This is a genomic window from Paraburkholderia polaris, from assembly GCF_012927345.1.
GTDB lineage: Bacteria > Pseudomonadota > Gammaproteobacteria > Burkholderiales > Burkholderiaceae > Paraburkholderia > Paraburkholderia polaris.
Map to the genome: position 1 here is coordinate 1 of NZ_JABBGJ010000020.1, position 13,747 is coordinate 13,747.

Genomic DNA, 13,747 nt, shown 5'->3' on the forward strand with positions numbered 1-13,747 from the left:
TAGCCTTCTGATCACGGCCAACCAGCCGTTCTCGGGCTGGAACGACGTGTTCCCCGATCCCGGCATGACCGTCGCTGCAATTGACCGGCTCGTCCATCATTCGACGATCTTCGAGATGAATGTCGAAAGCTACCGTCGTCGCACCGCCAGCGACAAACAGAACAGCCGGCGCCGACAATCATCCAGCGACAATCACAAGGAAGGAGCGACAAACATGGCCGAATAACCACCGACAATCAACCCGGTCGACCGGCCAAAATGATTGTCGGTAAACCGGCCATCCTGCTTGACGTTATCCATCCACATCCCCGCACCCTTGCAGGGCCTTCCAGATGGCGTTGAAGAAACAGTTTCCGTCAGGTCGAACCCAGACTCTTTCGCCATCGATCAGCGCCCAGTAGTGCTCTTCCTCCACCTCGATACATACGTCGTTAGCGCTGTATTCCGATGCACCAAAAGACTCATGGTGCCGACCGTTCCAGACGTGAAGTGCCAGCCGGCCCGCCTTCCAGCAAGGAAGTTCGGAAACCAGAAAGGGCATTGAATCCGCCAGCTCAAAATCCCATTCACCGTTGCGGCCGACGCGCTCTACCTGGTCGATCCACCTCGATTCGGTAACATCGGGTTGCTCGACAACGTCATCGTGCCCGCGTCGCTTATTTCTGGTTGCGGAATCGTTCTCTGCGTAGGTGTGCATAAGCCGTCTCGGAATCGGACAATTGACTTTGAATAGAGCCGTGCATTGCCAGGCTCAGGCGCATATTGCGTGTCATGCCGATCGGATATGCACTGTTTCATCGCAGCGACGCTGATGCGATATTATTTTTATTTCTGAAACGTGCGAATCAATGACAATACTGGGAAACTAAAGCGGTGTATTCGTGCTGTCAACGGCGTAACCACAAGAATTATCTGTGTGCGTCAATCTGCAGCAATTGCGCCGAGCCATGCTTATTGAGCCAAGGAACGGCCTGATATAGACGAAATTCCTTTCGGGGGCTGTGTGAAGTATGGGGTGGTTTAGAGGAGCGGCGAGGATTTCGCAGTCGAAAAAAAACCGCCCCTTATAACTGCACTCCCGTGCAGTTATAAGGGGCGGCCAATTCAGAGTGGCTAAAAACCGCTTACTGAATCTTCGCGTTCTTACGCAGACCTTCTTCGAACGCCTGCAGCTTTTCCTGCTGGATCTGCTGCACGATCTGCGGACGCACTTGCTCGAGCGGGGGCGGCGTGATGTTGCGCACGTCGTCGACACGGATGATGTGCCAGCCGAATTGCGTATGCACCGGCGTGTCGGTCATCTGGCCTTTCTGCAGATGCGTGGCCGCGTCCGCGAATTCAGGCACATAGGCCTTCGGGTCCGACCAGTCCAGGTCGCCGCCGTTCTTGCCCGATCCCGGGTCCTTCGAGTATTGCTTCGCGAGGTCTTCGAAGCTCGCGCCGGCCTTGATCTTGGCGATCAGATCCTTGGCTTGCTGTTCGTTGTCGACCAGGATGTGGTGCAGGTGATATTCCTTGCCGCCTGCGTCCTTGATCAGCGCGTTATAGCGCGCGGTGACTTCGGCGTCGGTCGGCGTGTTGTTCTTCACGAAATCTTCGATCAGCGCGCGCAGCACGACGGTTTGTTGCGCGACGGCGATTTGAGCCTTGATGTCCGGACGATTCGGCAGGCCGCGGCGCAGCGCTTCCTGCATCAGGATTTCGCGATTCACCAGCTCTTCGCGCACGGCCATTTGCAACTGTGGCGTGTCTTGCTGGCCTTGATGAACCAGTTGATCGATCAGCGCGTCGGCGCGCGCTTTCGGAATCGGCGTGCCGTTTACGACAGCAATGTTCTGTGCGAATGCAGGTGCGGCCGCAAAGGCAGCCAGCAATACCCAAAGGCGGGTTTTCTTCAAGGTCATCGAAAGGTTTCCTAGCGGGGCAACAAAGCGAATTCTTCGGGCGTATACGCCGTGATTGCAAGGGCGTGAATGCCGCGCTGCATGGCATCGGCCAGCGCATCATACACCATGCGATGCCGCGCCACGCGGGCCTTGCCGGCGAATGCGGCGGCCACGATCGTGACAGTGAAATGACCGCCGGCGGAGGCGCCGGCGTGGCCTGCGTGCTGCGCGCTGTCATCCGTGATCTGGATCGACGCGACCGGCGCGAGCGCTGCGCTCAGGCGCGCTTCGATCAGCGCAGCCCGCTCGGCGGTGGTGGCATGCATGAATACATCGCTCGTCATGTCATTCTTCCTTCATGTACTTCGAGAGCCACAAACTCTGTCCGACGATGAATACCACGAGGCACCCGGTCGCGCCGAACAGCTTGAAATTGACCCATTGGTCGGTCGTGTAGTTATACGCGACGAACAGGTTCACCAGCCCCAGCAGCACGAAGAAAATCGCCCAGACGATATTCAGCTTGCCCCAGATCGCGTGCGGCAGTGTGATCTGCTTGCCCATCATCGCTTCGATCAGGTTCTTGTTGAAGGCCAGCTGCGAGACGATCAGCGCGACCGAAAACGCCCAGTACAACACGGTCGGCTTCCATTTGATAAAGGTGTCGTTGTGCAGCACGAGCGTCGCGCCGCCGAAGACGGTGACGACGCCGAGGCTCACCCACAGCATCGGATCGACCTTGCGGTGGCGGAATGCCACCCACGCGATCTGCACCAGCGTGGCAACGATCGCCACTGCCGTCGCCGTGAAAATGCCCCATAGCTTGAAGGCGACGAAAAACAGGATGATCGGGAACAGATCGAACAGGAATTTCATTATCTGGTCGGGAATTCGGAGAGTGGGTCGGAGAGTGGATCGGAAAAACAGGGACGCGGCGCGGGGCGCCCGGTGGCAGGGATAGAAGAAACCCGCCGCGGCACGCCGGGAACGGCACGTTGCGCCGTCCGTAGCATGATCGCCGCGCCGGGTTGACCGGTTCGCAAGCCGGATGAAGGGTGTCGCGGCCGGCGGGCGCTTAAGGCAGACGCCGGCCGGCAACGCGCCGAACTCCGCGCTGCGTTACTTGGGCTCGAATTGTAACGCAGCCGAATTGATGCAGTAACGCAGACCGGTCGGCGCCGGTCCGTCTTCGAACACGTGACCCAGATGCGCGCCGCAGTTCTTGCACTGCACTTCGATGCGCAGCATGCCGTGCGTGCGGTCGGTTTTCTCGGCGATCACTTCGCCGTTGATCGGCTTGAAGTAGCTCGGCCAGCCACAACCGGCGTCGAACTTGGTGTCCGATTCGAACAGCGGTGTGCCGCAACACACGCAGTCATAGATGCCGCGGTCCCAGTGGTCGTGATAGCGGCCGGTGAAGGGGCGCTCGGTGGCCGCGTGGCGCGTCACCTCGTATTCGATGTCGGAGAGCTGATTACGCCACTCGGCGTCGTCTTTCTGCACGGCGGGGGCGCCAGCGTTGAGGTCGTCGGGCTTGTTCATGGTCGGGGTTCCTGTCTCAAGATTGTTTGGGGGCTGCTAAGGGGGCCAGCGGTTCAAGCAGATTTCAGCAGAATCAAAGCTTTCGGCTTGTCACGAAGAGCAACTCACTTCCAACGAGCTGGCCCAATCCGGCGGCAGCCCCGCATACGATTCGTTTTCCGGCTGCTCGTCGAACGGGCGGCGCAGCACCGCCGCCAGACGTTCCACTTCGGAAAAGTCCTTCTCTTTGGCACGGCGGATCGCGGTTTCCGCCAGATGATTGCGAAGTACGAATTTGGGGTTCACACGGTTCATTGCAATGGCGCGCGCGGCGTCGTCGCGTGTTTCTTCGGACAGGCGCGCGCGGTAGTCGTTCACCCACGCGTCGAACGCGGCGCGGTCGAGGAACAGGTCGCGCACCGGCGCGTCGCCGCTCGCATCGTGCTTTGAAATACGCGCCAGATTGCGGAAGGTCAGCGTGAAATCCGCACGGTTCGCGTGCATCACTTCGAACAGACGGTTGACCAAAGTATCGTCACCGTCGCGCTCGCTTTCGAGGCCGAGCTTGGCGCGCATGCGTTTCTCCAACGCCGGCGCGAAACGCTCCTTGAAGCCGCCGAGCACGCGCTGCGCGTCTTCGATTGCCTTGTCGCCGCGCACGCCTTCTTCATGCTTAACGCCCAGCAACGGCAGCAGGCCTTGCGCGAGGCAAAAGAGGTTCCAGTAAGCGATTTGCGGCTGCATCTTGTACGCGTAGCGGCCTTGCGAGTCAGAGTGATTGCAGATGTAGCCGGCGTCGAAACCGTCCATGAAGCCGAATGGGCCGTAGTCGATCGTGAGACCGAGGATCGACATGTTGTCGGTATTCATCACGCCGTGGCAGAAGCCGACGGCTTGCCATTCGACCATCAGATCGGCCGTCGAATTCACCGCTTCATTCAGCAGCGCGAGATACGGATCGTCGGCTTCGCGGCAATGCGGATAGAAGCGTTCGATCACATGATCCGCGAGCGCGCGCAGCGCATCGACGCGATCGTTCGAATAGAAGTGCTCGAAGTGCCCGAAGCGCACGAAACTCGGCGCCACACGCGTGACGACCGCTGCGGTTTCGACTTCCTCGCGGCGCACCGGCTGGTCGGAGCCGATCACGCATAGTGCGCGCGTGGTCGGAACGCCGAGGTGATGCATCGCTTCCGAACACAGATATTCTCGGATTGACGAACGCAGCACGGCGCGGCCGTCGCCCATGCGCGAATAGGGCGTGCGGCCCGCGCCTTTGAGCTGCAGTTCGAAGCGTTGGCCGTCGTGTTCGACTTCGCCGAGACCGAGCGCGCGGCCGTCGCCGAGCTGGCCGGCCCACACGCCGAACTGATGCCCCGAATACACCGACGCGTACGGGAGCGCTTCGGCGCGCCATTCACGCGTGGCGTTGCCGGAGAACAGTTCGGCGAAGCCCGGATCATTCTGGAGCCCAGGCTCTAAACCGAGCAATGCGGCGGTTTCTTCGGAGAAGCCGACCACATACGGCGCACTCAACGGCGCCGCGGGCAGCCGCGTCAGAAACGCGCTGCCGAGGCGCGCAAATGCGTTTTCAGGCGAGGTGGTAAGTGCGTCGGAAAGAGCCGATAACGGCCCGGATAACCCTGCAATGCTTGGGGAAAACGACATGTTGAGCGCCTCTGGATTAACCGATATTGTAAGTCCGCGCCCGCGGAGCTGCTGGCCAGCCCTCAGCCCGAGGTTTAGCCAGACCCGCGCCTGCGTGCCGGGCGTCTCCTGCCGGAGCGCGCCTGCGCCGTTTCAGAGCACGCCGCGCGGACCCACCGGAGCGTTGCGTGCGACTCAAACGGAGCGCGCCGCGTGGCCCCCGAATTGCAACCCCAATGACGCAAACAAGGCGAGGAGACTTCTCTTTATGACGACGCCGCTGCTTGGCCAGATGATGGACGTGCCGCTCACTGTGTCCTCGTTGCTCGCGCATGCCGCGCGGCATTTCGGCGACACCGAGATCGTGTCGCGGCGCATCGAAGGCGACGTGCATCGCTACACCTACCGCGACTGCGAAAAGCGCGCGAAGCAGCTGGCGCAGGCGCTGATCGCGCTCGGCGTCGAGCCCGGCGAGCGGGTGGCCACGCTGGCCTGGAACGGCTACCGGCATCTGGAAGCGTATTACGGCACGACGGGCTTCGGCGCCGTGTGCCACACGATCAATCCGCGCCTCTTTCCCGATCAGATCGCCTACATCGTCAACCACGCCGACGACGCCTACGTGCTCTTCGACACCACGTTCGCGCCACTTGTCGATGCCCTCGCGCCGCAGTGCCCCAAAGTGCGCGGCTGGATCGCACTGGCCGATGAGGACCACCTGCCGAAGATGCAAACGCCGGTGCTGAGCTACGAAACGTTGGTAGAAGCGCAGGATGGCAATTACGAATGGCCGGCCATTGACGAACGGCAGGCGTCTTACCTCTGCTATACGTCGGGCACCACCGGCAACCCGAAAGGCGCGCTGTACTCGCATCGCTCGACGGTGCTGCACGCGTTCGGTGCATCTCTTCCCGATGCGATGAGCTTGTCCGCGCGCGACTCCGTGCTGCCGGTCGTGCCGATGTTCCATGTGAACGCCTGGGGCATTCCGCATGCCGCGCCGCTGACCGGCGCGAAGCTTGTCTTTCCCGGCAAGGATCTCGACGGCAAATCGCTGTATGAATTGATGGAAAGCGAACGCGTCACGTATTCGGCCGGCGTGCCGACCGTGTGGCTCGGCTTGCTCAACTACCTGCGCGAAGCCAAGGTGCGTTTCTCTTCGCTGAACCGCACGGTGATCGGCGGCTCAGCCTGTCCGCCGGCCATGCTGCGAGCCTTCGAGGACGAGTACGGCGTGCAGGTGATCCACGCATGGGGCATGACGGAAATGTCACCGCTCGGCACCTTGTCGAAACTGACGTGGGAACAGAGTCAGCGTCCGCTGGCAGAGCAGCGCAAACTGCTCGAAAAGCAGGGCCATGTGCTGTACGGCGTCGATATGAAGATCGTCGGTGAAGACGGGCGCGATCTGCCGTGGGACGGTGTGGCGTTCGGCGATCTGCACGTGCGCGGACCCTGGGTGATCGACCGGTATTTCCGCAAGGGCGATTCGCCGCTGGTGGACGGCTGGTTCCCGACCGGCGACGTCGCCACGATCGACCGCGACAGCTTCCTGCACATCACGGATCGCTCGAAAGACGTGATCAAGTCGGGTGGCGAGTGGATCAGTTCAATCGACATCGAGAACGTCGCGATCGCGCATCCGGCGGTGGCTGAAGCCGCGTGCATCGCCTGCGCGCATCCGAAATGGACCGAGCGGCCGCTGCTGGTGATCGTCAGGCGGGCGGGTTTCGACGTGACGCGCGAAGAACTGCTCGCGTTCTACGACGGCAAGGTCGCCAAATGGTGGATTCCCGACGACGTCGTCTTCGTCGACGAACTCCCGCACACGGCTACCGGCAAGCTGCAGAAACTCAAACTGCGCGATATCTTCCGCGACCACGTCCTGCCGTCCGCGCTCGAAGACGAAAAGGACTGTCCGCTTACTCCGCTTGCCAGGGGAAACCCCATCTAACGATAAATTGAACGAGCGTGCTTTTTTGTGTATTCTGCCTGCTGACCCGGGAAACTCGGAGATAAAGTCGGACAATGAGTCGACCCGATAAACCGGACGGGCGGCGCGTCATGCGCCGCCTCATCGCACGGAGGCAGGCAGATGGCAGTGGACTACACAACTCATGACGGCGTGGCCGTCATCACGCTGAACAATCCCCCCGTAAACGGCCTCGGCCTCTCGACGCGAGCGGGTATTGTCGAAGGGATCGAGCGCGCGCAGAACGATCCGGCCGTCAAGGCGATCGTGCTGACCGGCGCCGGCAAAGCCTTCTCGGGCGGCGCCGATATCACCGAATTCAACACGCCGAAGGCAACCCAGGAGCCCACCCTCCATACGGTCATCAAGACCGTCGAAGGGAGCGCCAAGCCGGTTATCGCCGCGATTCACAGCGTCGCCATGGGCGGCGGCCTCGAACTGGCGCTCGGCGCGCATTACCGTATCGCCGCACCCGGCGCGCAGATCGCGCTGCCGGAAGTGAAGCTCGGCATCCTGCCGGGCGCGGGCGGCACGCAGCGTCTGCCGCGCGCGATCGGCCTTGAAGCCGCGCTCAACATGATCGTCTCCGGCGCGCCGGTAATGTCGGAGAAGCTGGCCCATCCCGGGCTGGCCCATCCCGGGCTGGCCGACTCGGGCCTGTTCGACGAAGTCGTGGAAGGCGATCTGGCCGAAGCGGCGCTCGCGTTTGCCCGCAAGGTTGGCGCGAAAGCGGGCCCGCATCCGAAGGTGCGCGACCGTAAGATCGAGCATCCGAATGCCGCCGGTTTCATCCAGTTCGCGCGCAATAGCGTCGCGGCAGTCGCCAAGAACTTCCCGGGGCCGCTGAAATGTATCGATGCAGTGGAAGCGGGCGTGCAGAACGGCTTCGACAAGGGCCTCGCATTCGAACGTGACTGCTTCATCGCGCTCGTGCAGACGCCGGAAAGCCATGCGCTGCGTCATGCGTTCTTCGGCGAACGCGCGGCGAGCAAGATTCCCGATGTGCCTTCCGATACACCGGTACGCGACATCAAGCAGGTGGCCGTGATCGGCGCCGGCACGATGGGCGGCGGCATTGCGATGAACTTCATCAACGCGGGTATTCCGGTCACGCTGCTGGAAACGAAGCAGGAAGCGCTCGACCGCGGCGTCGGCACGATCCGCAAGAACTACGAGGCCACCGTCAAGAAAGGCAAGCTCAAGCCCGAAGCGCTGGAACAGCGCATGGCTTTGATCACGCCGACGCTCTCCTACGACGACCTGAAAAACGCCGACCTGATCGTTGAAGCCGTGTTCGAAGAACTCGGCGTCAAGGAGCAGGTGTTCAAGCGTCTCGACGAGGTGGCGAAACCCGGCGCGATCCTCGCGTCGAACACGTCCACGCTGGATGTCGACAAGATCGCAGCTTTCACGAAGCGTCCGCAGGACGTGGTCGGCATGCACTTCTTCAGCCCGGCCAACGTGATGAAGCTGCTCGAAGTCGTACGCGGCAAGGACACGGCGAAAGACGTGCTTGCCACCGTCATGAAGCTCGCGAAGAAGATCAAGAAGACCGCAGTGGTCTCGGGCGTCTGCGACGGCTTCATTGGCAACCGGATGATCGAGCAGTACATCCGTCAAGCGCTCTTCATGCTCGAAGAAGGTGCATTGCCCGCGCAAGTGGACAAGGCCATCGAGAAGTTCGGCTTCGCGATGGGCCCGTTCCGCATGAGCGATCTGGCGGGTAATGACATCGGCTGGGCGATCCGCAAGCGCCGCTATCAGGAACATCCTGACATGCACTATTCGAAGATCGCCGATCGTCTGTGCGAGACGGGGCGCTTCGGGCAGAAGACCGGTGGCGGCTGGTACGACTACAAGGCGGGCGACCGCACCGCGTATCCGTCGAAAGTGGTCGACGAGATGATTACGTCGTTCTCGAAAGAAGCCAACGCCGAGCGCCGCAAGATCAGCGACGAGGAAATCGTTGAGCGCCTGGTGTTCGCGCTCGTCAACGAAGGCGCGAAGATCCTCGAGGAAGGCATTGCGTCGAAGGCGTCGGACATCGACATGGTTTATCTGACCGGCTACGGCTTCCCGCTCTATCGCGGCGGTCCGATGCTGTACGCGGATACGGTCGGCCTCTACAACGTCGAGCGCGCGATTCGCCGCTATGCGTCGCGCCCGAATGGCGACGCGTGGCAATTGGCGCCGAGCATTGCGGAGCTTGCGGCGAAAGGCCGTGGGTTCAACGGCTGAATCGCCGCCGCTCGGGCGAAATGAGTGAAATGAGTGAAGTGGGGCGACCGAGCGATCCGCCAGCGCGCCCACCATCAACATCTGGAATTACTTGTATGGGACCAGAGTAAGCGCTAAAGCGCCAACTCTGGTCGACACAGGAGACATGAATGACTGACGCCGTAATCGTATCGACCGCCCGTACGGGCCTCGCCAAATCATGGCGCGGCGGTTTCAACATGACCCACGGCGCCACGCTCGGCGGACATGCGACGCAGGCCGCTGTCGAGCGCGCGAAGCTGGACCCGGCGCGCATCGAAGACGTGATCATGGGCTGCGCAAATCCGGAAGGCGCGACGGGCGCCAACATCGCGCGGCAAATCGCACTGCGCGCCGGTTTGCCGGTCAGCGTGCCGGGCATGACGGTCAACCGTTTCTGCTCGTCCGGTTTGCAGACGATCGCACTGGCTGCGCAACGCGTGATCGCCGGTGAGGGCGACGTGTTCGTCGCGGGTGGCGTGGAATCGATCTCGTGTGTGCAGAACGAGATGAACCGCCACATGGTGGCCGAAGGCTGGCTCAGCAAGAACAAGCCGGAAATCTACTGGTCGATGTTGCAGACCGCCGAGAACGTCGCGAAGCGCTACTCGATTTCCAAGGAACGTCAGGACGAATACGGCGTGCGCTCGCAACAGCGTGCCGCGGCCGCACTCGAAGCCGGCAAGTTCAAGGACGAGATCGTGCCGCTGACGGTGCTGGCCGGCGTCGCCGACAAAGCGACTGGCCGTCTCTACACGAAAGAAGTGACCGTCAGCGCCGACGAAGGCATTCGCGCCGACACGACGCTCGAAGGCGTGTCGAAGATTCGCACCGCGATGCCGGGCGGCGTGATCACCGCAGGCAACGCGAGCCAGTTCTCGGATGGCGCGTCGGCTTGTGTCGTGATGAACGCGAAAGTCGCGGAGCGCGAAGGTCTGCAACCGCTCGGCATTTTCCGCGGCTTTGCGGTGGCCGGTTGCGAGCCGGACGAGATGGGCATCGGCCCGGTGTTCGCCGTGCCGAAGCTGCTCAAGCAGGCCGGCCTGAAGGTCGAAGATATCGACCTGTGGGAGCTGAACGAAGCGTTCGCGGTGCAGGTGCTGTATTGCGCCGACAAGCTCGGCATTCCGCAGGACCGCCTGAACGTGAACGGCGGCGCGATTGCGGTGGGCCATCCGTATGGCGTGTCGGGCGCGCGTTTGACGGGCCATGCGCTGATCGAAGGCAAGCGGCGCGGTGCGAAGCTGGTCGTCGTGACAATGTGTATCGGCGGCGGCCAGGGTGCAGCAGGCTTGTTCGAAGTGGTTTGATGCGCGTTCTGGCCTGGTTTAGTGCGACGCGGGATGATCTGGCGTGACCTGGCGTGAAGTGACGACGCGTCACGGGTGGCAAGAGCGGGTGTTGCGGTTCGGTGTCGATTGCATTGAATCCGCAACACCCGTTTTTTTCGCCCGCGGCTCGCCAGATCAGGCGAGCAGAATCAAGGCAGCGCCATCCCGAGCGCGGGCAGGCTCAACGTGCCTTGATCGATAAAGCGATTGCCGCCCACGAGGCCGCTCGTGACACCGCCCGAAAAGCCGCCGGCGAGCTTGCCGCGCAGGATGTACGGAATCTGGCCTGATTGAGTCACGCCCGCGAAGGCGAAGGCCTGGCGAACCGCGGCGAAAGCGGGGACCGTTAGGGGCACGTTGACAATGATTTCGCCGTAGCGCGGCACAACGCCGCTCTGATTACTGACACCGCTCGCGAACGGCTTGCCGTTCAGTTCGAGATCGAGCGACACGCCGTCGAAATTGATGGCGGATTCATTGGGATTCTGTACGCGCAGTTTGACGTTGAAGCGCACCTCGAGGCCCTGACTGTCGATCGGATCGATGCCGGCCACGTTCACGCGCACCGGCTCACTGCCGAACATGCCGGCGCAGCCGTTGAGCGTCAGCACGACGAAGGCGAGGGTCGTAGCCAGACCAGGGGTACGGCCAAACCGTAGCGCGCGAAAGAAGGACATGACCGACACCTCGAAAGAAGCGGGTAGGTCATGCATTGTAGGGCCGTTCTGCGCCAGTAGAAACGTTTCAGGTGGCGCGCCGCAGCTGCGTTTTGACGAGGCTCGTCAGATTGCGGATGGCTTGACTGACGAAACCGTGCTGCTCGTTTTCGGGCCGGCATGGCTGTACGACGAACACGGCAGGTTCCGCATGCGCGGTGCTGATCGACACGACGCCGCGCTGCGGCGTGACATAGCGGTCGCCTTCATGCAGCGTGACCGAGGTGACCGGGACGGTGTCTCCCAGCCACGCCAGAGAATGATCGCGGAACTCGAGTTGCAGATCGCCTTCGACGGCCACGATCGAGGTCCGTGCGCGCAGATCGTGCACGGCCATCTGACCGGCCGCAACGCGCGCGAGGGCGGCATCGCGAGGCAAACCGGTGCGAGGTTGAGTGATGGGCATGACCGATTCCTTTAAACCGTTTCCATGCCACATAGCTTATTGAGTCCATCCACGTGAAAACAGGCGCAACAATGGACAATGTGGACCGGTACAACGTGGCGTTTCAGCGTGCTGTATCGGTTGGAATCACGTCGATGTGTATCTGTCGCCACGCCCGAACTATCCGCACCATCGGATCATGAACGCTTCGATCCCTGCGCCAGATGACCGGCCCCTCTACCGCCAACTGGCTGACCAATACCGTCGTGCAATCGACAACGGCGTGCTGCGTCCCGGCGACCGCATGCCGTCGATGCGCGCATTCATGCAGCGGCACGGCGTGAGCCTTGCGACCGCGACCGAGAGCTATCGCACGCTTGAACGTGACGCGCTGATCGACGCCCGGCCTCGCGCTGGTTACTTTGTGCGTGCCCGGCCGACGGCTACCTTGCCGGCCGCAACCGAGCCCGACCTCGCGGCAGCGCCCGGCGCCGCACAGTTCGTCGGCATCCATTCGGCAATTTCGGCGATCGTGTCGAAATTCCAGCGCTATCCCGACGCGCTGAATCTCGGCGGCGCGACTGCATCGCCCGATCTTTATCCCACTGACGCTTTGCAGAAGGCCGCGCTTCGCGCATTACGCCGACGGCCGACCTTGCTGACCGCGGCTGGACACGATCAGGGCGATCCCGAGCTGCGCGCAATCATTGCGCGCCGTGCGCTCGACGCCGGCATCCAGATCGGTGCGGACGATGTGATCATGACCCACGGCGGCATCGAGGCCGTGAACCTGGCCTTGCGCGCGGTCACGCAGCCGGGCGATACGGTCGCGGTGGAATCGCCGTGCTTTTTCGGCTTGCTGCAAGCGCTCGAAAGCCTCGGCCTGCGGGCGCTCGAAATCCCAGCCAGTCCGACCACCGGCCTCGCCATCGAAGCGCTGGCGTTCGCGCTGCAAACGCATCCCGACATCAAGGCCGTGGTGGTGGTGCCGAATTTGCAAAACCCGCTGGGTAGTGTCATGCCGGACACGCACAAGGCACGGCTCGTCGAACTGTGCGCGCGAGCCGGCATTCCACTGATCGAAGACGATCCCTACCGCGAACTCGCCGACGCCGCCCAGCCGCCCCGATCGTTGAAGGCCTGGGACGCCGACGGCACGGTAATTCATTGCACGTCGTTCAACAAGACGCTCGCGCCCGGCATGCGGGTTGGCTGGATCAACGGCGGACGCTGGCATCCGCGCATCGGCATGCTGAAGTTCGCGCAGTCGCGTCATAACGAACAGCTGTCGCAAGTCGTCCTCGCCGAATTTCTGGAAACGAATGCGTATGAGCGGCATCTGCGGCGTTTGCGCGACCGTCTGCGGATTCAGCGCGAACGAATGGCCGCAGCGATCGCCGCATCGTTTCCCGACGGGACGCGCTTCACGCCGCCGGGCGGCGGAATGTTTTTCTGGATCGAGCTGCCGCGCGAAGTATCGTCGTCGGCGTTTTTCGCTGCGGCTTTGGACGAAGGCATCCGCGTGATGCCGGGCACGGTGTTCTCGAACGCTGGGCGCTTCGATCATTTCATTCGCCTGAGTTGTCCGAGTACGGACCTCGATCAGGCCGATCAGGCGGTGCGCAGATTAGGGCGTCTGGCGGCACGGCTGGTGGCGCATGCGCGAACGCCATAGCGGTTATCATTAAAGTCCCGGTCCAACGAATTGAATCGAACAAGGTGATCCCGTGATCCGTCATATTGTGATGTGGAAGCTCAAGGAAACAGCAGAGGGCGCCTCGCGTGTCGAAAACGTCCTGAAGCTGAAGGAAAAGCTCGAAGGCTGCCGCGACATCGTCCCCGGCATGTTGAAGCTCGAAGTCGGCATCGCGGCACCGGGTCTCGAATCGACCTACGACGTCGTGCTGGTGTCGGACTTCGCCGACAAAGCCGCGCTCGACGCCTATCAGGTCCATCCGACACACGCGGCGTTGAAAGGCTTCGTCGGCGCGGTGCGCGAATCGCGCGAATGTGTCGACTACGAAATCTGAAAT

The 13,747-nt window shown here is 62.0% G+C and carries 14 protein-coding genes; 6 read left to right on the forward strand and 8 right to left on the reverse strand.

Features of this window, described 5'->3' with window-relative positions; genetic code table 11:
- On the forward strand, positions 1 to 226 hold a 226-nt coding region (locus tag HHL24_RS19235; protein ID WP_230417513.1), incomplete at its 5' end, for an ATP-binding protein.
- Between the two features lie 66 nt (positions 227 to 292).
- On the opposite strand, the gene HHL24_RS19240 is transcribed toward HHL24_RS19235, so the two are convergent.
- From HHL24_RS19240 to HHL24_RS19265, 6 genes are all read right to left on the reverse strand, one after another.
- The gene (locus HHL24_RS19240) at positions 293 to 697 is read right to left on the reverse strand and encodes a hypothetical protein (protein WP_169487015.1); all 405 of its coding nucleotides are present in this window, start codon (positions 695 to 697) and stop codon (positions 293 to 295) included.
- Between the two features lie 427 nt (positions 698 to 1,124).
- Positions 1,125 to 1,904 carry a peptidylprolyl isomerase gene (locus tag HHL24_RS19245; protein WP_169487016.1) on the reverse strand — a complete coding sequence of 260 codons (780 nt, stop codon included), beginning with the start codon at positions 1,902 to 1,904 and terminating at the stop codon, positions 1,125 to 1,127.
- 11 nt (positions 1,905 to 1,915) lie between these two features.
- Entirely contained in the window at positions 1,916 to 2,230 is a 315-nt protein-coding gene (locus tag HHL24_RS19250; RefSeq protein ID WP_169487017.1) for a BolA family protein, read from the reverse strand.
- 1 nt (position 2,231) lies between these two features.
- Positions 2,232 to 2,762: a septation protein A gene (locus HHL24_RS19255; protein ID WP_120291756.1), complete on the reverse strand. Its 531-nt coding sequence runs from the start codon at positions 2,760 to 2,762 to the stop codon at positions 2,232 to 2,234.
- Between the two features lie 243 nt (positions 2,763 to 3,005).
- Positions 3,006 to 3,428, reverse strand: a complete 423-nt coding sequence (gene msrB, locus HHL24_RS19260; RefSeq protein ID WP_169487018.1) for a peptide-methionine (R)-S-oxide reductase MsrB — start codon at positions 3,426 to 3,428, stop codon at positions 3,006 to 3,008.
- Between the two features lie 90 nt (positions 3,429 to 3,518).
- A complete protein-coding gene (locus HHL24_RS19265) occupies positions 3,519 to 5,075 on the reverse strand; it encodes a protein adenylyltransferase SelO (protein ID WP_169487019.1) in 1,557 nt (518 codons plus the stop codon).
- A gap of 247 nt (positions 5,076 to 5,322) precedes the next feature.
- Here HHL24_RS19265 and HHL24_RS19270 point away from each other — a divergent pair, with 247 nt between their 5' ends.
- The 3 genes from HHL24_RS19270 (at position 5,323) to HHL24_RS19280 (ending at position 10,592) form a co-directional block, all read left to right on the forward strand.
- The gene (locus HHL24_RS19270) at positions 5,323 to 7,008 is read left to right on the forward strand and encodes a 3-(methylthio)propionyl-CoA ligase (protein ID WP_169487020.1); all 1,686 of its coding nucleotides are present in this window, start codon (positions 5,323 to 5,325) and stop codon (positions 7,006 to 7,008) included.
- Positions 7,009 to 7,149: 141 nt separating this feature from the next.
- Positions 7,150 to 9,264 carry a 3-hydroxyacyl-CoA dehydrogenase NAD-binding domain-containing protein gene (locus tag HHL24_RS19275; protein ID WP_169487021.1) on the forward strand — a complete coding sequence of 705 codons (2,115 nt, stop codon included), beginning with the start codon at positions 7,150 to 7,152 and terminating at the stop codon, positions 9,262 to 9,264.
- 149 nt (positions 9,265 to 9,413) lie between these two features.
- Entirely contained in the window at positions 9,414 to 10,592 is a 1,179-nt protein-coding gene (locus tag HHL24_RS19280; protein WP_169487022.1) for an acetyl-CoA C-acyltransferase, read from the forward strand.
- A 170-nt stretch (positions 10,593 to 10,762) separates the two neighbouring features.
- On the opposite strand, the gene HHL24_RS19285 is transcribed toward HHL24_RS19280, so the two are convergent.
- Positions 10,763 to 11,290 (reverse strand): LEA type 2 family protein, encoded by a 528-nt coding sequence (locus tag HHL24_RS19285; protein ID WP_169487023.1) that lies wholly within the window; start codon positions 11,288 to 11,290, stop codon positions 10,763 to 10,765.
- Between the two features lie 67 nt (positions 11,291 to 11,357).
- Complete coding sequence (locus HHL24_RS19290; RefSeq protein WP_169487024.1) at positions 11,358 to 11,735, reverse strand: hypothetical protein; 378 nt, start codon at positions 11,733 to 11,735, stop codon at positions 11,358 to 11,360.
- A gap of 178 nt (positions 11,736 to 11,913) precedes the next feature.
- Here HHL24_RS19290 and HHL24_RS19295 point away from each other — a divergent pair, with 178 nt between their 5' ends.
- Positions 11,914 to 13,389, forward strand: a complete 1,476-nt coding sequence (locus HHL24_RS19295; protein WP_169487025.1) for an aminotransferase-like domain-containing protein — start codon at positions 11,914 to 11,916, stop codon at positions 13,387 to 13,389.
- Between the two features lie 52 nt (positions 13,390 to 13,441).
- A complete protein-coding gene (locus HHL24_RS19300) occupies positions 13,442 to 13,744 on the forward strand; it encodes a Dabb family protein (RefSeq protein ID WP_169487026.1) in 303 nt (100 codons plus the stop codon).
- The last annotated feature ends 3 nt before the right edge of the window (positions 13,745 to 13,747 follow it).